We start from the raw sequence: 19783 nt of genomic DNA on the forward strand, positions 1-19783 counted from the left end.
GGCTTCGGAATGCTCATTTACAACTCGTAAACTCCGCTTCCTCAGCCATTTTTGCCTAGCCTGACCGTCGCTCGCGACGAGCCTGTCTTGATTCGTTGCCACAAAGGCCGGGGAAACCCGGCCTTTGCATTTGTGCGGCCTTCTGAATAACCCAGTTCGGCGCTAAACTTTGCGCCCCGACCTGCACGCCTATACGAGGCTCAAGCATGCAGTATCGCGACCTTCGCGACTTTATCCGCGGCCTGGAACAGCGCGGCGAACTCAAGCGCATCCAGACCCCGGTTTCTCCCGTGCTGGAGATGACCGAAATCTGCGACCGCACCCTGCGCAAGGGCGGCCCGGCGCTGCTGTTCGAGAATCCCACGGGCTTCGACATGCCGGTGCTCGGCAACCTGTTCGGCACGCCCAAACGCGTGGCCCTGGGCATGGGCGCCGAGGAAGTCGGCGAGCTGCGCGAGATCGGCAAGCTGCTGGCCTTTCTCAAGGAGCCGGAGCCGCCCAAGGGGCTGAAGGACGCCTGGTCCAAGCTGCCGATCTTCAAGAAGGTCCTGAGCATGGCGCCCAAGGTGCTGAAAGACGCGCCGTGCCAGGAAGTGATAGAGGAAGGCGACGACGTCGACCTGACCAGGCTGCCGGTGCAAACCTGCTGGCCGGGCGATGTCGGCCCGCTGATCACCTGGGGCCTGACCATCACCAAGGGGCCCAACAAGGACCGGCAGAACCTCGGTATCTACCGCCAGCAGGTGATCGGCCGCAACAAGGTCATCATGCGCTGGCTCAGCCACCGTGGCGGTGCCCTGGACTACCGCGACTGGTGCGAGAAGTTTCCCGGCCAGCCCTACCCGGTGGCCGTGGCCCTCGGTGCCGACCCGGCGACCATTCTCGGCGCGGTCACCCCGGTGCCGGACAGCCTCTCCGAGTACGCCTTCGCCGGCCTGCTGCGCGGCAACAAGACCGAGCTGGTCAAGGCCCGCGGCAGTGACCTGCAGGTGCCGGCCAGTGCCGAGATCGTCCTCGAAGGGGTGATCCATCCCGGCGAGATGGCCGACGAGGGCCCGTACGGCGACCACACCGGCTACTACAACGAGGTCGACCGCTTCCCGGTATTCACCGTCGAACGCATCACCCGCCGGCAGAAGCCGATCTACCACAGCACCTACACCGGGCGGCCGCCGGACGAGCCGGCGATTCTCGGCGTGGCGCTCAACGAAGTGTTCGTGCCGATCCTGCAGAAGCAGTTCCCGGAGATCACCGACTTCTACCTGCCGCCGGAAGGCTGCTCGTACCGCATGGCGGTGGTGACCATCAAGAAACAGTACCCCGGCCACGCCAAGCGGGTGATGCTCGGGGTGTGGAGCTTCCTGCGCCAGTTCATGTACACCAAGTTCGTCATCGTCACCGACGACGACGTCAACGCACGGGACTGGAACGACGTGATCTGGGCCATCACCACGCGCATGGACCCCAAGCGTGACACGGTGCTGATCGACAACACGCCGATCGACTACCTCGACTTCGCCTCGCCGGTTTCCGGCCTCGGCAGCAAGATGGGCCTGGACGCTACCCACAAGTGGCCGGGCGAGACCACGCGCGAGTGGGGCCGTGCCATCGTCCAGGACGAGGCGGTCAAGCAGCGGGTCGATGCGCTGTGGAGCGAGCTCGGGATCGATTGATGAAAGTCATTCTGCAACCGTCCGGCGCGCAGCTCGACGTCCGGGCCGGCGAGCGCATTCTGGATGCCGCGCGGCGCCTCGGCTACACCTGCCCGCAGAGCTGCCGCAACGGCAACTGCCATGTCTGCGCGGCCCTGCTGGTCGAGGGCCGGGTGCGCCAGGGCGGTGAGGAGCGCAGCCAGGGCGAGCTGTTCACCTGCCTGGCCGAGCCGCTGCAAGACTGCGTGCTGCACTGGGACGGCGTGCTGGCGCCGGGCGAGCTGCCGCAGCGCGAGCTGAGCTGCCAGCTGATCGAGTGCCTGGAGGTCGGCGGCGATGTGTACCGCGTGCGCCTGCGCGCCCCGGCCGGCAAGCCGCCGCGCTACCACGCCGGGCAATACCTGCTGCTGCAGCGTCAGGATGGCGAATATGCCGCCTACTCGCTGGCCTCGGCGCCGCACGACGGGCGCGAGCTGGAGCTGCATATCCTGGCGCGCGACGAAGGCACCCTGGCGCTGGTCGACTTCCTCCGCCGGCAGGGTTTTGCCCGCGTCCAGCTGCCGTTCGGCGACACCCACCTGGCCGAGCTGCCGGCCGGGCCGCTGGTGCTGATCGCCGCCGGTACCGGCATGGGCCAGATGCACAGCCTGATCGAGCATTGCCGCGCCGCTGGCTTCCGGCATCCGGTGCACCTGTACTGGGGCGTGCGCCACGCCGAGGATTTCTACCAGTTGCCGCACTGGGCCGACTGGCAACAGACGCCCGGCCTGCATCTGCACCGGGTGGTCAGCGAACCGGGCGACTGGTCCGGGCGCTGCGGCCTGCTGCACGAGGCGGTGTGTGAGGACTTCGCCGACCTCAAGGCCCTGCATGTGTATGCCAGCGGTTCGCCGGCGATGGTCTACGGCACCTTGGATGCCCTGGTCGCGGCCGGCATGGACGCGCACCAGATGCGCGCCGATGTGTTCGCCTACGCCCCGCGCGACTAACTGTTACCCATGCAAAAGCCGCCCGTGGGCGGCTTTTTCTATCTTGGGACTGAGCTCACTTTTAACGGCGCCTGGCGCGGCGCGCAGCCGGCTCCAAGCTGCTTAGCGCACCTGCACCACCACCTTGCCCACCGCCTTGCGCTGGCCCAGGGCATTGATCGCTTCGGCCGCCTGTTGCAGCGGGAAGGTCTGCGACACCAGCGGCTTGAGCTTGCCTTCGGCATGCCAGGCGAACAGCTGCTGGAAGTTGGCCGCGTTGTCCTGCGGCTGGCGCTGGGCGAACGAGCCCCAGAACACGCCGACCACCGCCGCGCCCTTGAGCAGGCAGAGGTTCACCGGCAGCTCGGGGATGCGCCCGCTGGCGAAGCCGACCACCAGCAGGCGGCCGTTCCAGGCGATGCTGCGGATGGCCTCGTCGAACAGGTCGCCGCCGACCGGGTCGTAGATCACGTCGGCGCCCTGGCCGCCGGTGAGCTTCTTCACTTCTTCCTTGAGGCTCGATTCGCTGTAGTTGATCAGTTCGTCGGCGCCGGCGGCCTTGGCCACGGCCAGTTTCTCCGCGCTGCTGGCGGCGGCGATGACGCGGGCGCCCATGGCCTTGCCGATTTCCACCGCGGCCAGGCCGACCCCGCCGGAGGCGCCGAGCACCAGCAGGGTCTCGCCCGGTTGCAGGTTGGCGCGCTGCTTCAGCGCATGCATCGAGGTGCCGTAGGTCATGCCGAAGGCGGCGGCTGCCGTGAAGTCGAGGCCGCCCGGGATCGGCATGACGTTGTAGCCGGGCACGGCCACCTGTTCGGCGAAGCTGCCCCAGCCGGTCAGCGCCATCACCCGGTCGCCGGCCTTGAGGTGCTCGACCTTCTCGCCGACTTCCAGCACCACGCCGGCCGCTTCGCCGCCCGGGGAGAAGGGGAAGGGCGGCTTGAACTGGTACTTGCCTTCGATGATCAGGGTGTCGGGGAAGTTGACCCCGGCGGCGTGGACCTCGAGGAGGATCTCGTTCTTCTTGATCGCGGGGCCGGCAACTTCCTCCAGCACCAGGGTTTCGGCCGGGCCGAAGGCTTTGCACAGAACGGCTTTCATCAGCGGATATTCTCCAGGGTTGATGGTCTGGCAGTGTAGGTGGCCCGCCTGGCCGGTCAACGAGCATGCTCCGGCCTGATGCCGGTGTATAAGCGTCGGGCTTGGGTGTGGCCCCGGCAATGGCTATGCTAGCGCCACATCTTCGTGAGGAACTGCCGCCGTGAAAACCTGGATCGCTCTGCTATTGGCCCTGTCGCTGCCCCTTACCGCCCTGGCCAACAGTGGCGGCGAAGAGGCGGAAGGCGAGAACGCGGCGCCCAAGGTGGCCTACTACAGCCTGGTGCCGGCACTGGTCGGCAACTTCGGCCCGGGGCCCAAGCTGAAGTTCTACAAGGCCGATATCGCCCTGCGCGTCACCGGCAGCGAGGCCGAGGAGAAGGTCGAGCACCACGAGCCGCTGATCCGCAATCAGCTGGTGATGCTGTTCTCCCAGCAGACCGAGGCCAGCATGAGCGGCCAGGACGCCAAGGAGAAGCTGCGCCTGGAGGCGCTCAAGCAGGTGCAGGACGTGCTCAACCAGGAAGAAGGCAAGCCCTACGTCGAGGACCTTTTGTTCAACAACCTGATCATCCAGTAACGCCCTGGCAAACCGCGGCGCACCCGCACGCCGACAGGCAGGCTCAGGCCATCTGCGCCAGCGCCTTGCGGAAACGGGTCATGGCGCCGAGGAAGAACAGCGTGCCGATCCCGGCGATGGCCAGCAGCTGCGGCCAGACGATCGACAGCCCGGCGCCGCGATAGAGGATGGCCTGGGCCAGGTCGACGAAGTGGGTGGTCGGCGCCACCAGCATGATCCGCTGCACCAGCTCGGGCATGCTCTCGCGCGGTGTGGTGCCGCCGGAGAGGATCTCCAGCGGGATCAGCACGATGATGATCAGCAGGCCCAGCTGCGGCATCGAGCGCGCCACCGTGCCGAAGAAGATGCCCATCGAGGTGGTGGCGAACAGGTGCAGCGCGGCGCCGCCGAGAAACAGCGCCAGCGAGCCCTGGATCGGTACCTGCAGCCAGCCCTGGACCACCAGCAGCAGCGACAGCGCGGTCGCCACCAGCACCACCAGGCCCATCGACCAGACCTTGGCCAGCATGATCTCCAGCGGCGTCACCGGCATCACCAGCAGGTGTTCGATGGTGCCGTGCTCGCGTTCGCGGATCAGCGCGGCGCCGGTGAGGATGATCGACAGCATGGTGATCTGGTTGATCACCTCCATCACCGAGCCGAACCAGGTGCGCGTCAGGTTCGGGTTGAACGCCACCCGCACGGCCAGCCCGGCCTGCTGCGGCAGGTCCGCCCGGTAGCGGCGGACGAATTCGGCCACCTCGTTGACGCCGATGCTCTGGATATAGCCGGCGCCGGTGAAGGCCTGGCTGACCTGGGTGGCATCCACGTTGAGCTGGATCGCCGGGCTGCGGCCGGCCAGCACGTCGCGCTGGAAGTCCGGCGGGATGTTCAGGGTGAAGGTGTAGCGCCCGGCATCCATGCCGCGGTCCATCTGGCTCAGGTCGATGCGCTGCGGGGTGCGGAAGTAGGGCGGCTGGAAGGCCTGGATCAGCCGTTCGGAAAGCTGCGAGCGGTCTTCGTCGACCACCGCGATGGAGGCATGGTGCAGGCTTTCCGGCATGCTGGTGGCCGCCGAGTAGATGCCCAGGCTGAAGGCCCAGACGATCAGCAGCACTAGGGCGATGTCGCGCTGCAGGCTGCGCAGTTCCTTGAGGCCGAGGTGGAAGATGTTCGCCAGGCGCTCCATCTCAGACCTCCTGCTTCTTCAGGAAGGTCACGCACAGCCCCAGCAGCACGGGAATGGTGATCAGCAGCGGCAGGAAGTAGGCAGACAGGTCGGCGAAGCCGAGCGCCTTGGAGAACACCCCGCGCGAGATCACCAGGAAATGCGAGGTCGGGTAGAGCTGGCCGATGAAGGCGCCGATGCCCTCCAGCGAGGACACCGGGTAGATCAGCCCGGAGAACTGGATGGCCGGCAGCAGGGTGGCGATGGCAGTGCCGAACACCGCAGCGATCTGGCTCTTGGTGAAGGTCGACATGAGCAGGCCGAGGGCCGTGGAGCAGCTCAGATAGAGCAGGCCGCCGAGCAGCAGGGTCAGCGGGCTGCCCTTGAGCGGCACGTCGAACACGCTGATCGCCAGCAGCACCAGCAGGGCGAAGTTGAGCATGCCCAGGCCGATATAGGGCAGTTGCTTGCCGAGGAGGAATTCCAGGCGGGTCACCGGGGTGACGTAGAGGTTGATGATCGAGCCCAGCTCCTTCTCGCGCACCACGCCGAGGGCGGTGAGCATGGCCGGGATCAGCATCAGCAGCAGCGGGATCATGGCCGGCACCATGGCCTGGCGGCTTTCCACGTCCGGGTTGTAGCGGTAGCGCACTTCCAGTTCGGCCAGGCTGGCGGCCTGGGTTTGCGCGGAGCGCCGCGCTAGGCTTTGCAGGTAGTCCTGGTGCAGGCCCTGCACGTAGCCCTTGATGGTTTCCGCGCGGGTCGGCATGGCGCCGTCGATCCACATGCCGATCTGCGGGCTGTCGCCGCGCTTGAGGTCGCGGCCGAAGTGCGGCGGGATCTCCAACGCCAGACTGATCTCGCCGCTGCGCATGCGCCGTTCCAGTTCGGCGTAGTCTTGCAGCGGCGGCTGTTCGAGGAAGTAGCGCGAGCCGGCCAGATTCAGGTGGTACTCCTGGCTGGTGGTGGTCTGGTCACGGTCGAGCACGGCGAAGGTCAGGTCTTCCACGTCCAGGCTGATGCCGTAGCCGATGATAAATAGCAGCAGCACGGTGCCGAGCAGCGCCATGCCGCCGCGAATCGGGTCGCGGCGCAGCTCCAGGGTCTCGCGGTGGGCGTAGCTGAACAGCCGGCGCAGGCTGAAGCGCTGGCGCTGCGCCGGGCGCGGCGGCGCAGCCGGAGTTGGGGCCGGCGGCTCGGTCGGGCTCGTCTGGCCCTGGCCGACGGCATCCTCCAGGTAGGCGATGAAGGTCGCCTCCAGGGTCGGCAGGCTGCGCTTGGCCATCAGCCCCTGTGGCGTGTCGCTGTCGAGCACCTTGCCGGCGTGCATCAGCGAGATGCGGTCGCAGCGCTGCGCCTCGTTCATGAAGTGGGTGGAGATGAAGATGGTCACCCCGTCCTGGCGCGACAGGTCGAGCATCAGCTGCCAGAAGCCGTCGCGGGCCACCGGGTCGACACCCGAGGTGGGCTCGTCGAGGATCAGGATCTCCGGCTGGTGGATCACCGCCACGGCCAGCGACAGGCGCTGGCGGATGCCCAGCGGCAGGCGCTCGGGGAGCATGTCCAGCACCGTGCCCAGCTCGAAGCGGCTGGCCATCTCGGCCACCCGCGCCTCGATCTGCGCGGCGGGCACGTGGAACAGCTGGGCGTGCAGCACCAGGTTCTGCCGCACCGTCAGCTCGCCGTACAGGGAGAACGACTGCGACATGTAGCCGACCCGCTTGCGCGTGGCCATGTCCCTGGCCTGGATCTGCTGGCCGAACAGCAGCGCCTCGCCCTCGCTGGCCGGCAGCAGGCCGGTGAGCATCTTCATGGTGGTGCTCTTGCCGCAACCGTTGGAGCCGAGGAAGCCGAAGATCTCGCCGCGTTCGATGCGAAAATCCACCCGGTCGACCGCGACGAACTCGCCGAAGCGCATGCTCAGGCCGCGCGCCTCGATGGCGATGTCCTGCTGGCCCGGCGCCCGCGGCGGGATGACCAAGGCGTGGTGATCCTTGCGCCGGTCTGCCGGCAGCAGGGCGATGAAGGCCTGCTCCAGGCTGGCGCAGGCCGTGCGTTCGCGCAGCTGCTGCGGGCTGCCGGTGGCGAGGATGCGCCCGCCGTCCATGGCCACCAGGTGGTCGAAGCGCTCGGCCTCCTCCATGTAGGCGGTGGCCACCAGCACGCTCATCTGCGGGCGCTGGGCGCGGATGCGGCCGATCAGCTCCCAGAACTGGTTGCGCGACAGCGGGTCGACCCCGGTGGTCGGCTCGTCGAGGATCAGCAGGTCGGGGTCGTGGATCAGCGCGCAGCACAGCCCCAGCTTCTGCTTCATGCCGCCGGACAGCTTGCCCGCCGGGCGCTCGCGGAAGGGTGTCAGGCCGGTGCTGCGCAGCAGCTCGTCGATGCGCCGGGCGCGCTCGGCCGGGCCCTGGCCGAACAGGCGGCCGAAGAAGTCGAGGTTCTCGAATACCGACAGGGTCGGGTAGAGGTTCTTGCCCAGGCCCTGGGGCATGTAGGCGATGTGCGGGCAGGTGCGCCGGCGATGGCCGCGGCTGGCCATGTCGCCGCCGAGTACCTCGATCTGCCCGCTCTGCATCTCGCGCGCGCCGGCCAGCAGCGCCAGCAGGCTGGACTTGCCGACGCCGTCCGGGCCGATCAGGCCGACCATGCGCTGCGCCGGGATCTCCAGGCTCAGCCCGTCCAGCGCGCAGGTCTTGCCGTAGCGCAGGCTGACCTCGGTCAGCCGGGCCACCGGCGCCGCGGCCGCGCTCATTGCGGAACCTTGACCGCCAGCTGTTCGGGCCACTCGACGGCCGGGTCCAGGCGCAGGTAGGCCATGCCGGGCACGCCGGTCTTGACGTGGGCCAGGTGGCGCTGCAGCAGCTCGGGGTCGATGCGCGCCTTGATGCGGAACATCAGCTTCTCGCGCTCGTTGGCGGTTTCCACGGTCTTCGGGGTGAACTGGGCGACGCTGGCCACATAGCTGACCCGGGCCGGAATCACGTACTGCGGCACCGCGTCGATCACCAGGCGTACCTCGCTGCCGAGGGCGACCCGGCCGGCCTGGCGCTCGGGCAGGAAGAAGGTCATGTAGACGTCGCCCAGGTCGACCAGGTTGAGCACCTTGCCGCCGGCGCCGAGCACCTCGCCGGGCTGGGCCACCCGGTATTGCACGCGGCCGGCGCGCGGTGCCTTGAGCAGGCTGTCGTCGATGTCCACCTGCAGGCGGGCGACGCTGGCCCTGGCCGCTTCCACCGCCGATTGCGCCTCGATCACCTGGGACTGCGCGGCGACGATGCCGGCCGCCGCCGAGTTGACCTGCGAGCGCGCCGCGGCCAGGGCCGCCTCGGTGCTCTGCAGGCGCGCCAGGTCGTCGTCCAGTTGCTGCTGGGCCATGGCGTCGCGCTTGACCAGCACGGCGGTGCGCGCGTGGCGTTTCTGCGCGGCGGCGAGTTCCGCCTGGCGCTGGCGCACCACGGCCTCGGCAGTGACCTTCTCGCTCTGCCGCAGGCTGACCTGGGCGGCAGCGGTCAGTTGGCTGTTCTCGGCCTGGCGCATCTGCGCCTGGGCCTGGGCCAGCTGGGCTTCGAGCACCTGGGTGTCCATGCGCGCGACGATCTGCTGGGGCTGGACGAAGTCGCCCTCGTCGACCGCGATGCTGGCGATGCGCCCGCCGAGCTTGGCGGCCACGTCCACTTCGGTGGCCTCGATGCGCCCGTTGCCGCTGGCGAAGCCTTCGCCCAGGCCGGCGGGGCGCAGTTCGTACCAGAGCAGGCCGGCACCGGCGACAAGGGCGGCGGCCAGGGCGAGGCGAGCGGTCCAGGTTTTGCGCGTAGCCATGGGCATCCTTTCTCGGTGGCAGGGAGGTGTTGCGGTGCCGGCCATTGTACTGTGCGCTGCGGCGGTGCGGTTGATGCAGGTCAAGCGTGCTCTGGCGGCCGTTCTAGGGGCTCTGCGGCTGCGCGATCGGCACGCCGTTGTTGTTCCAGATGCAGGTGCGGTTGCGCCCGCCGTGCTTGGCCCGGTACAGCGCCTGGTCGCTGTGGGCGACCAGGCTGGCGGGGTGTTCGTCGCTGAGCGGCTCGGCTTCGGCCAGGCCGATGCTCAGGGTCAGGCGGCCGTGCGGGCTGGCGGGGTGGGCAATGGCCAGCTTGGCGATCAGCTCGTGGATCCGCGTCGCCACATGTTCGCCACCCTGCTGGCCGGTGTGGGTGAGGATGATGGCGAACTCCTCGCCGCCATAGCGGCAGGCCGCATCGCCTTCGCGCTGCAGGCATTCCTGCAGGACCACGCCGACCTTGCGCAGGATGTCGTCGCCGGCCAGGTGACCGAGGGCGTCGTTGTAGGCCTTGAAGTAGTCGATATCCAGCATCAGCAGGGTCAGCGGCGCGCCGATACGGCGCAGGCGCCGCCACTCGGCGTGCAGCTGCTGGTCGAAGAAGCGCCGGTTGTACAGGCCGGTGAGGCCGTCCAGCTGCGACAGGCGCTGCAGGCGCGCTTCCAGGGCGAGGCGCTCGCTGTTGTCGCGGGACACGGCGATCAGGTATTCGCGCTCGTGCAGCTGCACCAGCTGGGTGTTGATCTCGGCTGCCTGGCTGCTGCCGTCGCGGCGGCGCATCTCGCGCTGGAAGATGCGCGTCTGCTCGCCCTGCCGGGCGCTGCGCACTTCTTCCAGCCAGGCGTGAAAGCCGGGCAGCAGCTGTTCCGGGTCGTCGCGCAGGAGCTGGGCGAACTGCTCGGCGCGGTAGCCCAGGCTGGCATGGGTGGCCTGGTTCATGTGCAGCAGCTCGCGGCTCTGGGTATCGAAGATGAACAGGCTGTCGTGGCAGGAGTCGGTCAGGTCGAGCACCAGCTGCAGGCGTTCGCGGCTGTCGCGCAGGCGTTGTTCGACCACCTCGCGGCGCGTCGCCTCGATGTTCAGCAGGCGGTTGCTGACCTGCAGGGCCTGGGCGCGCCGGGCGTTTTCCAGGGCCAGTGCCAGGGCGGCGACCAGCAGCAGGCTGATCGCCAGGCTGGCGCCCAGCACCATCTGCGGCAAGGCCGGGTTGAGGCTGTGCAGCAGGCTGTCGCTGGGCTTGAGCTGCAGGCTGAAATTGCGGTTGTTGAGCAGGCGCAGCGGCACCTGCAGGGTCAGTGAGGTCTGGCTGTGCGGCTGGTTGTGGCGGTACAGCGGGGTGCGCTGCTCCAGCAGTTCGACGCTGAACTCGTGGCTGTCGAGGCTGTAGAGCAGCTGGTCCATCAGCGGCTGGACGCGAAACACGCCCTGCAGGAAACCGTCGAAGCGCCGGGCGCCGCTGGTATCGCGGACGAACAGCGGGGTGTAGAGGACGAAGCCACGGCCGCCCTGGACCAGCTCGACGCTGTTGGAGAAGCGCTGCTCGCCGCTGTCCCTGGCCTGCATGGCGATCGGGTAGTTGGGATGGCTGGCCGGCAGGCGGAAGTCGCGGGCCGCCTCGTTGCCCTTGAGTGGCAGCAGCCAGCGCATCTGCAGGTCGGCGTCGAGCCACTGGATCGACTGGTAGGCGGGGAAGCCCTGCAGGGCCAGGTTGACCTCGTCTTCCCACTGTTCGCGGGGCAGGCGGCCGTGCTTGTTCCAGCGCTGGGCGATGCGGTCGAGGCTCTGCACCTCGTTGCGCAGGTTACTTTCCAGCTGGCGGGCGAGGGTGCGTGCCTGGTAGTCGAGGCGTTCCGCCAGGCGTGCCTGCTGATCGCTCTCCAGTTGGCGCCAGAGCATCAGGTTGGCGCCGCAGAGCACCAAGAGGAGGAAGGCCAGCGCCAGCCGTGCCGGCCAGACGGAACGTGTGCGCATGGGCGGCTCCGGAGGCTACGCCTCTCAGATAGCACAGCGGCGCAACAGACTCAACGCATGGCGAGGATCGCGGCCCACTCGGCGGCGCCGACCGGCATCACCGAGAGGCGGCTGCCGCGCTGTACCAGGGCCAGTTCGGCCAGTTCCGCCGCGGCCTTCAGGCGGGCCAGCGGCAGCACGCGGGGGAAGGCCTCGACGAACTCCACGTCGATGGCGCTCCACGGATTCTTCTCGTGGCTGGCCTTGGCGTCGAAGTAGTGGCTGCCCGGGTCGAGAGCGGTCGGATCGGGGTAGGTGGCGCCGACGATCCGGGCGATCCCGGCGATGCCCGGTTCGGGGCAGCTGGAGTGGTAGAAGAAGAACAGCTCGCCCGCTTGCATGCTGCGCAGGAAGTTGCGCGCCTGGTAATTGCGCACCCCGTCCCAGCGCGCACGACCGAGGCGTTGCAGGTCGTGGATCGACAGTTCATCGGGTTCGGATTTCATCAGCCAGTTAGGCATGAACTTTGCTCCTGTTTGCCGGTCTTCGTTGGCGGAGTGACAATCGTTCCCGCCCGAGACAGCCGTTTGGCGTCAAACGGATCCGGGTTCCTAATGCTCCATAGAGGGCAGGGTGCTCGGTCGTGACGCCGTTGCATGGCCAATAACAACAACCACCACCGGTCAGTCGATGCAGGGTGCCTGGTAAAGGGGGAGGCAACCAATGAAGCGTAAAAAGCCGGATCTATTGTGGGTACTGGTGATCCTGTTCAGTCTGGGCATGGTTACCACGGGTTACACCCAGAATCTCTGGGAGCGTCAGGGCGATCAGGCGACCAGCCAGTCGCCGCAGTAAACGCAGGCAAACGAGCGTCGCAGGGATCGCGGCGCCATCGTTCCCGCCACCGCTTCAGCCGTACCAGCCGGCATCCGTCACCACCGCCTTCACCGGCACATCCCAACTGGCCAGTTCCAGTCTGCTGACTTTCTGACATTCATGGGCCAGCCCCAATAGCGTCGGCTTGTGCCAATTTTTGCGCAGATGGCGATAGGCCAGCGCGCGGTCGTAGAAGCCGCCGCCCATGCCCAGGCGCCCGCCATTCTCGTCGAAGCCGACCAGCGGCAGCAGCACCAGGTCCAGAGTCCAGACCGGTCGCTGGCGAGCCCGGTTGGCTCGGGGTTCGTCGATGCAAAAGCGGTTGGCTGCCAGCCGATCGTGCCGGTGCAGGCGCTGGAAGCTCATTCTGGTGCGCGGCCAGGCGCTGAGTACCGGCAGGTAGATGGCCTTGCCGCGGCGCTGGGCGGCCTGCAGCAGGGGGCGCGGGTCGATCTCGCCGTCGTTGGCCAGGTACAGGGCGATATGCCGGGCGCGGCGGAACAGCGGGTGCTGGGCCAGCTGGCGAAACAGGGCAAGGGCGGCGCGTTGCTGTTGCAACGCAGAGAGGTCGCGGCGCGCCTGGCGCAGCTGGCGGCGCAGGGCCGGGCGGGAAAGCGTGCCGGCGTCGAGCATGGAAAAAGGACTCCCCGGTTATGCCGCTGTCGGGTTAGCCCTTGAACCCGAAAGTTCAAGGTGGAGATTGCAGGAGGCGTTAAGGCTTTCCGTCAGGCGGACATGCACACCGGCCCCACTTGCAACCCCCGTGGTTGTGCGTATCGGCTCAGGGACATCACCGACTGGCAAACACACCAGGGAGCTGGCGCGAGTATACCCTAATCGGCGGCTCTGCAATCAGAGTCCCAGGCCATCCGGATCGGCGGCCAGGGCGCCGTCGACGCGCTCGAGCAGGTCGCGCACGCGTTCGCGGGTGTGGCTGGCTTCCTGATCCAGGCGCTGCTGCTTGTGCAGCAGGTCATGGGTGATGTTCAGCGCGGCCATCACGGCGATGCGGTCGGCGCCGATGACTTTGCCGCCGGAGCGGATCTCGCGCATCTTGCCGTCCAGGTAGCGCGCGGCGCTTTCCAGGTTGGCGCGCTCATCCGGCGGGCAGGCGATGCAGTATTCCTTGTCGAGGATGTGCACGGTGACGGTGTTCGACTGGCTCATGTGTCCTGCTCCAGGGCTCTCAGGCGCGAAATCATCGATTCGACCTTGTGCCGGGCCATTTCGTTCTTCTCGATCAGATGGGCGCGTTCCTCGCGCCAGGCCTTCTCACTGGCCAGGAGGGCACGGTTCTGCACCTTGAGCTGCTCCACGCGCTGGATCAGCAGTTCCAGCTTGCGCGTCAGGGTTTGCAGTTCGGTGTCTTCCATGGGCTCCCTACCTGGGTGATGAGTGGCGAAACTATAAAGGATTGTCGGGCCCTGGAGGCGACCGGGTCGCGATTATCGAGCGGTCGCCGGCCGCGGCCAACGCCGGGCTTCGATGGTCTTGCCGCGCCTGCCGGTGCTAGGATACGAAGCCTCCATTCTAGACATTGCGCTGCCTAGCGCCTAGCTGCCCATGACCTCTTCGAATTCGCCGTACTCCGCTTTCGCCGCCCTGCTCGCCAGCAGCGGCAAACCCGTATCCCCCGCCGAACTGCACGGCATGCTGCTCGGCCGCAGCTGCGCCGGTGCCGGCTTCGAGGCCGAACCCTGGCTGGCCGATGCGGTCGAGCTGCTCGGCGGCGAGCCGGCCGACAACGTACGCCAGGCGCTGATCGGCCTGCAGGAGATGGTCAAGGGCGAACTGACCGGCACGGATATCACCGTGGTCCTGCTGCTGCCCGGCGACGATGCGCCGCTGGTCGAACGCGCCCAGGCCCTGGGCCAGTGGTGCCAGGGCTTCCTCGACGGCTTCGGCATGGTCCTCGGCAACACCGCGCTGAGCGCCGAGGCCATGGAAGTGCTGCAGGACCTGTCGGCCATCTCCCAGGTGCAGAGTGCCCTGGAAGAGTCCGAGGACGGCGAGAACGACTACATGGAAGTGATGGAATACCTGCGCGTCGCCCCGTTGCTGCTGTTCACCGAATGCGCCAAGCCGGCGCCGGTGGCCGCGGCCAAACCTTCCCTGCATTAAGGTCGGATATCGCCATGGTCAGCATCCCCAAGTCGGAATACGCCCGGCGGCGCAAGGCGCTGATGGCGCAGATGGAACCCAACAGCATCGCCATCCTGCCGGCGGCGCCGGTGTACATCCGCAACCGCGATGTCGAGCATGTCTACCGCCAGGACAGCGATTTCCAGTACCTCAGCGGCTTCCCCGAGCCGGAAGCGGTGCTGGTACTGATCCCCGGCCGGGCCCATGGCGAATACGTGATGTTCTGCCGCGAGCGCGACCCGCTGCGTGAACTGTGGGACGGCCTGCGCGCCGGCCAGGACGGCGCGATCAGCAACTACGGCGCCGACGACGCCTTTCCCATCGGCGATATCGACGACATCCTCCCCGGCCTGATCGAAGGCCGCGAGCGCGTCTACTACGGCATCGGCCGCAACCAGGAGTTCGACCACCGGCTGATGGAGTGGGTCAACGTGATCCGCTCCAAGGCCCGCCAGGGCGCCACCCCGCCCAACGAATTCGTCGCCCTCGACCATGTGCTGCACGACATGCGCCTGTACAAGTCGGCCAACGAGGTGAAGGTGATGCGCGAGGCGGCCGAGATCAGCGCGCGCGCCCATATCCGCGCCATGCAGGCCAGTCGCGGCGGCCTGGCCGAGTACCACCTGGAAGCCGAGCTGGACTACGAGTTCCGCAAGGGCGGGGCGAAGATGCCGGCCTACGGCTCGATCGTCGCCGCCGGCCGCAACGCCTGCATCCTGCACTACCGCGAGAACGATGCACCGCTCAAGGACGGCGACCTGGTGCTGATCGACGCCGGCTGCGAGATCGACTGCTACGCCAGCGACATCACCCGCACCTTCCCGGTCAGCGGCAAGTTTTCGGCCGAGCAGAAGGCCATCTACGAGCTGGTGCTGAAAGCCAACGAGGAGGCGTTCAAGCACATCGCCCCGGGCAAGCACTGGAACGAGGCCCACGAGGCCACCGTGCGGGTGATCACCGCCGGCCTGGTCGAGTTGGGCCTGCTCGAAGGCGAGGTCGACGAGCTGATCGCCAGCGAAGCCTACAAGCCGTTCTACATGCACCGCGCCGGCCACTGGCTGGGCATGGACGTGCATGATGTCGGCGAATACAAGGTCGGCGGCGAGTGGCGCGTGCTCGAGCCGGGCATGGCGATGACCGTCGAGCCGGGCATCTACATCGCCGTGGACAACGAGAAGGTCGCCAAGAAGTGGCGTGGCATCGGCGTGCGCATCGAGGACGACGTGGTGGTGACCAAGAACGGTTGCGAGATCCTCACCAGCGGCGTGCCGAAGTCGGTCGCCGAGATCGAGGCGCTGATGGCCGCCGCACGCAGCCAGGCGGCCTGAGGTCATGCAGCGGGTGCAATTGGCCATTATCGGCGGCGCTATTGGTCGGCTCGGTGCCAGCCTGACGGCAGGAAGGGTCTGATGGCGCGGGTACAGCTGGCCATCATCGGTGGCGGTCTGGTCGGCGCCAGCCTGGCCCTGGCCCTGCAGGCCGGGGTCAAGGCGCGTGGCTGGCAGATCGTGCTGGTCGAGCCGTTCGCCCCCGGCGACAGCTACCAGCCCAGCTACGACGCGCGCTCCACGGCGCTGTCCTACGGCACCCGGCAGATCTACGAGCGCCTCGGCCTGTGGCCGGCGCTCAGTCCGCGGGCCGAGGCGATCAGCCAGATCCATGTCTCCGACCGCGGCCGTTTTGGCGCTGCGCGGCTGAGTGCCGAGGACGAAGGCGTGCCGGCCCTCGGCTATGTGGTGGAGAACGCCTGGCTCGGCCACTGCCTGTGGCAGGCCCTCGACCCGGAAGTGGTGAGCTGGCGCTGCCCGGCCGAAGTCACCCGCCTGCAGGCCCTCGGCGACGGCTACCGGCTGACCCTCAACGACGAGGAAGTCCTCGACTGCGACCTGGCCGTGCTGGCCGATGGCGGCCGCTCCGGGTTGCGCGAGCAGCTGGGCATCGCGGTCAAGCACACACCCTACGGGCAGAGCGCGCTGATCGCCAACGTCAGCCCGGGCGAGGCGCACCGGGGCCAGGCCTTCGAGCGTTTCACCGAGGAAGGGCCGATGGCCATGCTGCCGCTGGCGGACAACCGCTGCGCGCTGGTCTGGACCCGCCCCGGCAATGACGCCGCGCGCCTGCAGGCGCTGGCCGAGCGGGCCTTTCTCGACGAATTGCAGCAGGCCTTCGGCTATCGCCTCGGCGCTTTGCGCCAGGTCGGCGCCCGGCATGTCTATCCGCTGGCGCTGGTCGAGGCCCAGGAACAGGTGCGCCCGCATCTGGTGGTGCTCGGCAATGCCGCGCACAGCCTGCATCCGGTGGCGGGGCAGGGCTACAACCTGTCGCTGCGCGACACCCTGGCCCTGGCCGACTGCCTGCTGGCCAGCGCGGCGCCGCTCGGCGACTTCGCCACCCTGCAGCGCTACCGCAGTCGCCAGCAGCAGGACCAGGCCCTGACCGTTGGCTTCTCCGACCAGGTCACCCGACTGTTCGGCCGCAACGAGCCGCTGCTGGTGGCCGGGCGCACCCTCGGCCTGCTCGGCCTCGATCTGTTGCCGCCGGCCAAGCACTGGTTCGCCCGCCAGGCCATGGGCCTGGGCACCCGCACCCTCTAGGAAGCTCATGAGTAACCGCCGACTGGCCCGCAAGGCGCGTTTGCTGCGCTGGGCGATGAACCTCTACCCGCCCTACCTGGGCGCCGGCATCCGCGTGCTGAAGATGGCCCCGGATATGCGCGCGATCCGCATCCGCATGGGGCTGGGCTGGTACAACCGCAACTATGTCGGCACCCAGTTCGGCGGTTCGCTGTATTCCATGACCGACCCGTTCTTCATGCTGATGATCATGGAAAACCTCGGTCGCGATTACATCGTCTGGGACAAGGCCGCGCACATCGATTTCGTCGCTCCCGGCAAGGGCCCGGTGTATGCCGACTTCCACATCGACGAGACGCTGCTGAGCGATATCCGCAGCCATACCGCGCAGGGTGACAAGTACCTGCCCGAGCTCAAGGTGGAAGTCCGCGACGGCGCCGGCAACCTGGTGGCCACCGTGCACAAGACCCTCTACGTGCGCCTCAAGCCCCGGGCGCGGCAGGCGGCGTGAGGCGGCTAAAAATGCCTTCGGCATGCCCGCGCCCTGCCTGTAGACTGCGCGTTCTCAGCCATTTCGAGCTTGTCCGGCCATTGCTCGCCGACTGCGGCAACAGCTTCTAGAAGGAAGGAAGATGCAAGCGGATCTGATCATCGTGGGAGCCGGCATGGTCGGCAGCGCCCTGGCCCTGGCCCTGGAACACAGCGGCCTGGATATCCTGATCGTCGATGGCAGCCCGCTGAGCATCAAACCCTTCGCCGCCGACGCCGCCTTCGAGCCGCGGGTCAGTGCCCTGTCGGCCGCCAGCCAGCGCATTCTCGAACGCCTCGGCGTGTGGCCGGGGATCGCCGCGCGGCGCGTCTCGCCCTACGGCGAGATGCAGGTGTGGGACGGCTCCGGCACCGGCAGCGTGCATTTTTCCGCAGCCAGCGTGCATGCCGAGACCCTCGGCCACATCGTCGAGAACCGGGTGATTCAGGATGCCCTGCTCGAACGCCTGCACGACAGCAACCTGGGCCTGCTCGGCAACGCCCGCGTCGAACAGCTGCGCCGCTCCGGCGACGGCTGGCTGCTCAAGCTGGCCGATGGCCGTGAGCTGCGTTCGGCGCTGCTGGTGGCTGCCGACGGCGCCAACTCGGCGGTGCGCCGCCTGGCCGGTTGCGCCACCCGCGAGTGGGACTACCTGCACCACGCCATCGTCACCAGCGTGCGCTGCGCCCGCCCGCACCAGGCCACCGCCTGGCAGCGCTTCACCGACGACGGCCCGCTGGCCTTCCTGCCGCTGCGGCGCGGCGCCGATGAGCACTGGTGCTCGATCGTCTGGTCGACCGTGCCGGCCGAGGCCGAACGGCTGATGGCGCTGGACGATGCGGCCTTCCGCCACGAGCTGGGCAAGGCCTTCGAGTGGCGCCTGGGCGAAATCACCCAGGTCGACCCGCGCCTGTGCATCCCGCTGCGCCAGCGTCATGCCAAGCGCTACGTGGAAAGCGGCCTGGCGCTGGTCGGCGATGCCGCCCACAGCATTCACCCGCTGGCCGGGCAGGGGGTGAACCTGGGCTTCCTCGATGTCGCGGTGCTCGCCGATGTGCTGCTGCATGCCCTCTCGCGTGGCGAACAGCCGAACGACGTGCGCGTGCTCAGCCGCTACGAACGCCGGCGCATGCCGCACAACCTGGCGATGATGGCAGCGATGGAGGGCTTCGAGCGCCTGTTCCAGGCCGACCCGCTGCCGCTGCGCTGGCTGCGCAACAGCGGGCTGAACTGGGTCGACGAGCTGCCGGATGCCAAGGCCCTGTTCGTCCGCCAGGCTCTCGGCCTGTCCGGCGACCTGCCACCGCTGGCGCGCAGCTGAGCCGGGCGCGCGGCAATATCCGTTAACAGCCTGTCGGCGGCTTTAGTTGAGAAGCTAAATAGTATTCACTACTATTCGACTCCTATTTCTCGACATGAGGCAGCACCCATGCAGGCTCGTACCGGTCTACTCGCTTCTCTGGTCCTCTCCACGCTGGCCGCCGGCGCCCAGGCCGCCGATGAGGTGGTGGTCTACTCCGCGCGCATCGACGAGCTGATCAAGCCGGTGTTCGACGCCTACACCGCCAAGACCGGCGTGCCGGTGAAGTTCATCACCGACAAGGAGGCGCCGCTGCTGGCCCGCCTCAAGGCCGAAGGGGCGAACACCCCGGCCGACCTGCTGATCACCGTGGACGCCGGCAACCTCTGGCAGGCCGAGCAGGAAGGCGTGCTCAAGCCGCTCAAGTCGACCGTGATCGAGGCCAACATCCCGGCTCAGTACCGCGCCAGCTCCGGCGCCTGGACCGGCCTGTCGCTGCGCGCGCGGACCATTTTCTACTCCACCGAGCGGGTCAAGCCGGAAGAACTGTCGACCTACGAGGCCCTGGCCGACAAGAACTGGGAAGGCCGCCTGTGCCTGCGCACCAGCAAGAAGGTCTACAACCAGTCGCTGACCGCCACCCTGATCGAGACCCATGGCGCGGCCAAGACCGAGGAAATCGTCAAGGGTTGGATCGGCAACCTGGCCACCGACGTGTTCGCCGACGATACCGCCCTGCTGCAGGCCATCGACGCCGGCCAGTGCGACGTGGGCATGGCCAACACCTACTACTACGGCCGCCTGCACAAGCAGCAGCCGGGGCTGAAGGTCAAGCCGTTCTGGCCGAACCAGGCCGACCGCGGCGTGCACGTCAACCTGTCCGGCGCCGGCGTGACCGCCCACGCGCCGCACGCCGCCGAGGCGCAGAAGCTGCTGGAGTGGATGACCAGCGCCGAGGCGCAGAGCCTGTTCGCCGACGTCAACCAGGAATACCCGGCCAACCCGGCGGTCAAGCCGTCCGCCGAAGTCGCCGCCTGGGGCAGCTTCAAGGCCGACAGCATCCCGATGGAAGTGGCCGGCAAGCGTCAGGCCGAGGCGACCATGCTGATGGATCGCGCCGGCTGGAACTGAGCCTGGCCGCCTAGGCG

General features: G+C 67.9%; 19 protein-coding genes and 1 other RNA gene. 10 read left to right on the forward strand and 10 right to left on the reverse strand.

From position 1 onward, the window contains the following. Positions 1 to 206 precede the first annotated feature (206 nt). Complete coding sequence (gene ubiD / locus GV001_RS02965; protein WP_160077970.1) at positions 207 to 1673, forward strand: 4-hydroxy-3-polyprenylbenzoate decarboxylase; 1467 nt, start codon at positions 207 to 209, stop codon at positions 1671 to 1673. Continuing rightward, entirely contained in the window at positions 1673 to 2641 is a 969-nt protein-coding gene (locus GV001_RS02970) for a CDP-6-deoxy-delta-3,4-glucoseen reductase (RefSeq protein ID WP_160077972.1), read from the forward strand. Before ubiD ends, GV001_RS02970 begins: the two co-directional genes overlap by 1 nt. 102 nt (positions 2642 to 2743) lie before the next feature. Here the strand turns inward: GV001_RS02970 and GV001_RS02975 are convergent, their stop codons facing one another. Continuing rightward, entirely contained in the window at positions 2744 to 3721 is a 978-nt protein-coding gene (locus GV001_RS02975; protein ID WP_160077974.1) for an NADPH:quinone oxidoreductase family protein, read from the reverse strand. Positions 3722 to 3881: 160 nt separating this feature from the next. Between GV001_RS02975 and GV001_RS02980 the strand changes: the two genes are divergently transcribed. Beyond that, positions 3882 to 4298 (forward strand): flagellar basal body-associated protein FliL, encoded by a 417-nt coding sequence (locus GV001_RS02980; RefSeq protein ID WP_160077976.1) that lies wholly within the window; start codon positions 3882 to 3884, stop codon positions 4296 to 4298. A 43-nt stretch (positions 4299 to 4341) separates the two neighbouring features. On the opposite strand, the gene GV001_RS02985 is transcribed toward GV001_RS02980, so the two are convergent. From GV001_RS02985 to GV001_RS03005, 5 genes are all read right to left on the reverse strand, one after another. Further along, positions 4342 to 5466 (reverse strand): ABC transporter permease, encoded by a 1125-nt coding sequence (locus tag GV001_RS02985; protein WP_160077978.1) that lies wholly within the window; start codon positions 5464 to 5466, stop codon positions 4342 to 4344. A gap of 1 nt (position 5467) precedes the next feature. Then, on the reverse strand, positions 5468 to 8200 hold the full coding sequence (gene rbbA, locus GV001_RS02990) for a ribosome-associated ATPase/putative transporter RbbA (protein ID WP_160077980.1): 2733 nt from the start codon (positions 8198 to 8200) through the stop codon (positions 5468 to 5470). Then, positions 8197 to 9267, reverse strand: coding sequence for an HlyD family secretion protein (locus tag GV001_RS02995; RefSeq protein WP_160077982.1), 1071 nt, complete (start codon positions 9265 to 9267; stop codon positions 8197 to 8199). Before GV001_RS02995 ends, rbbA begins: the two co-directional genes overlap by 4 nt. 103 nt (positions 9268 to 9370) lie before the next feature. Continuing rightward, on the reverse strand, positions 9371 to 11236 hold the full coding sequence (locus GV001_RS03000) for a diguanylate cyclase domain-containing protein (RefSeq protein WP_160077984.1): 1866 nt from the start codon (positions 11234 to 11236) through the stop codon (positions 9371 to 9373). A gap of 50 nt (positions 11237 to 11286) precedes the next feature. Continuing rightward, a complete protein-coding gene (locus tag GV001_RS03005) occupies positions 11287 to 11736 on the reverse strand; it encodes an EVE domain-containing protein (protein ID WP_160077986.1) in 450 nt (149 codons plus the stop codon). 202 nt (positions 11737 to 11938) lie between these two features. On the opposite strand from GV001_RS03005, the gene GV001_RS20100 reads away from it, so the two are divergent. Then, positions 11939 to 12070 carry a hypothetical protein gene (locus GV001_RS20100; RefSeq protein WP_256664852.1) on the forward strand — a complete coding sequence of 44 codons (132 nt, stop codon included), beginning with the start codon at positions 11939 to 11941 and terminating at the stop codon, positions 12068 to 12070. 54 nt (positions 12071 to 12124) lie between these two features. Here GV001_RS20100 and GV001_RS03010 read toward each other — a convergent pair whose 3' ends face one another. The 4 genes from GV001_RS03010 to GV001_RS03025 form a co-directional block, all read right to left on the reverse strand. Continuing rightward, positions 12125 to 12724, reverse strand: a complete 600-nt coding sequence (locus GV001_RS03010; RefSeq protein WP_160077988.1) for a 5-formyltetrahydrofolate cyclo-ligase — start codon at positions 12722 to 12724, stop codon at positions 12125 to 12127. A gap of 7 nt (positions 12725 to 12731) precedes the next feature. Then, positions 12732 to 12910, reverse strand: a non-coding RNA gene (gene ssrS / locus GV001_RS03015) — 6S RNA. Between the two features lie 33 nt (positions 12911 to 12943). Further along, on the reverse strand, positions 12944 to 13258 hold the full coding sequence (locus GV001_RS03020; RefSeq protein WP_160077990.1) for a cell division protein ZapA: 315 nt from the start codon (positions 13256 to 13258) through the stop codon (positions 12944 to 12946). Continuing rightward, a complete protein-coding gene (locus tag GV001_RS03025) occupies positions 13255 to 13464 on the reverse strand; it encodes a TIGR02449 family protein (RefSeq protein ID WP_160077992.1) in 210 nt (69 codons plus the stop codon). The genes GV001_RS03020 and GV001_RS03025 overlap by 4 nt, the downstream gene beginning before the upstream one ends. Before the next feature lie 190 nt (positions 13465 to 13654). Between GV001_RS03025 and GV001_RS03030 the strand changes: the two genes are divergently transcribed. The 6 genes from GV001_RS03030 to GV001_RS03055 all read left to right on the forward strand — a co-directional run bounded on the left by GV001_RS03030 (position 13655) and on the right by GV001_RS03055 (position 19766). Continuing rightward, positions 13655 to 14212, forward strand: coding sequence for a YecA family protein (locus GV001_RS03030; RefSeq protein WP_160077994.1), 558 nt, complete (start codon positions 13655 to 13657; stop codon positions 14210 to 14212). Positions 14213 to 14226: 14 nt separating this feature from the next. Beyond that, positions 14227 to 15561 carry a Xaa-Pro aminopeptidase gene (pepP, locus tag GV001_RS03035; RefSeq protein ID WP_160077996.1) on the forward strand — a complete coding sequence of 445 codons (1335 nt, stop codon included), beginning with the start codon at positions 14227 to 14229 and terminating at the stop codon, positions 15559 to 15561. An 81-nt stretch (positions 15562 to 15642) separates the two neighbouring features. Then, complete coding sequence (ubiH, locus tag GV001_RS03040) at positions 15643 to 16827, forward strand: 2-octaprenyl-6-methoxyphenyl hydroxylase (RefSeq protein ID WP_160077998.1); 1185 nt, start codon at positions 15643 to 15645, stop codon at positions 16825 to 16827. 7 nt (positions 16828 to 16834) lie between these two features. Then, positions 16835 to 17317: a DUF4442 domain-containing protein gene (locus tag GV001_RS03045; RefSeq protein WP_160078000.1), complete on the forward strand. Its 483-nt coding sequence runs from the start codon at positions 16835 to 16837 to the stop codon at positions 17315 to 17317. Positions 17318 to 17438: 121 nt separating this feature from the next. Continuing rightward, complete coding sequence (locus tag GV001_RS03050) at positions 17439 to 18656, forward strand: 2-octaprenyl-3-methyl-6-methoxy-1,4-benzoquinol hydroxylase (protein ID WP_160078002.1); 1218 nt, start codon at positions 17439 to 17441, stop codon at positions 18654 to 18656. 108 nt (positions 18657 to 18764) lie between these two features. Continuing rightward, positions 18765 to 19766 carry an extracellular solute-binding protein gene (locus GV001_RS03055; RefSeq protein WP_160078004.1) on the forward strand — a complete coding sequence of 334 codons (1002 nt, stop codon included), beginning with the start codon at positions 18765 to 18767 and terminating at the stop codon, positions 19764 to 19766. Positions 19767 to 19783: the final 17 nt, after the last annotated feature.

The organism is Pseudomonas sp. 8AS, from assembly GCF_902506505.1.
Classification (GTDB): Bacteria; Pseudomonadota; Gammaproteobacteria; order Pseudomonadales; family Pseudomonadaceae; genus Aquipseudomonas.

Excerpts from the sequence above, each read along its gene's own strand:
- GV001_RS02975 (WP_160077974.1), bottom strand. The coding sequence starts at position 3,721 with ATGAAAGCCGTTCTGTGCAAAGCCTTCGGCCCGGCCGAAACCCTGGTG.
- GV001_RS03050 (WP_160078002.1), top strand. The coding sequence starts at position 17,439 with ATGCAAGCGGATCTGATCATCGTGGGAGCCGGCATGGTCGGCAGCGCC.
- GV001_RS03020 (WP_160077990.1), bottom strand. The coding sequence starts at position 13,258 with ATGAGCCAGTCGAACACCGTCACCGTGCACATCCTCGACAAGGAATAC.
- GV001_RS03005 (WP_160077986.1), bottom strand. The coding sequence starts at position 11,736 with ATGCCTAACTGGCTGATGAAATCCGAACCCGATGAACTGTCGATCCAC.
- GV001_RS03010 (WP_160077988.1), bottom strand. The coding sequence starts at position 12,724 with ATGCTCGACGCCGGCACGCTTTCCCGCCCGGCCCTGCGCCGCCAGCTG.
- GV001_RS03055 (WP_160078004.1), top strand. The coding sequence starts at position 18,765 with ATGCAGGCTCGTACCGGTCTACTCGCTTCTCTGGTCCTCTCCACGCTG.
- GV001_RS03045 (WP_160078000.1), top strand. The coding sequence starts at position 16,835 with ATGAGTAACCGCCGACTGGCCCGCAAGGCGCGTTTGCTGCGCTGGGCG.
- GV001_RS02995 (WP_160077982.1), bottom strand. The coding sequence starts at position 9,267 with ATGGCTACGCGCAAAACCTGGACCGCTCGCCTCGCCCTGGCCGCCGCC.
- ubiH (WP_160077998.1), top strand. The coding sequence starts at position 15,643 with ATGGCGCGGGTACAGCTGGCCATCATCGGTGGCGGTCTGGTCGGCGCC.
- GV001_RS03030 (WP_160077994.1), top strand. The coding sequence starts at position 13,655 with ATGACCTCTTCGAATTCGCCGTACTCCGCTTTCGCCGCCCTGCTCGCC.
- GV001_RS02970 (WP_160077972.1), top strand. The coding sequence starts at position 1,673 with ATGAAAGTCATTCTGCAACCGTCCGGCGCGCAGCTCGACGTCCGGGCC.
- pepP (WP_160077996.1), top strand. The coding sequence starts at position 14,227 with ATGGTCAGCATCCCCAAGTCGGAATACGCCCGGCGGCGCAAGGCGCTG.
- ubiD (WP_160077970.1), top strand. The coding sequence starts at position 207 with ATGCAGTATCGCGACCTTCGCGACTTTATCCGCGGCCTGGAACAGCGC.
- GV001_RS03025 (WP_160077992.1), bottom strand. The coding sequence starts at position 13,464 with ATGGAAGACACCGAACTGCAAACCCTGACGCGCAAGCTGGAACTGCTG.
- rbbA (WP_160077980.1), bottom strand. The coding sequence starts at position 8,200 with ATGAGCGCGGCCGCGGCGCCGGTGGCCCGGCTGACCGAGGTCAGCCTG.
- GV001_RS03000 (WP_160077984.1), bottom strand. The coding sequence starts at position 11,236 with ATGCGCACACGTTCCGTCTGGCCGGCACGGCTGGCGCTGGCCTTCCTC.
- GV001_RS20100 (WP_256664852.1), top strand. The coding sequence starts at position 11,939 with ATGAAGCGTAAAAAGCCGGATCTATTGTGGGTACTGGTGATCCTGTTC.
- GV001_RS02985 (WP_160077978.1), bottom strand. The coding sequence starts at position 5,466 with ATGGAGCGCCTGGCGAACATCTTCCACCTCGGCCTCAAGGAACTGCGC.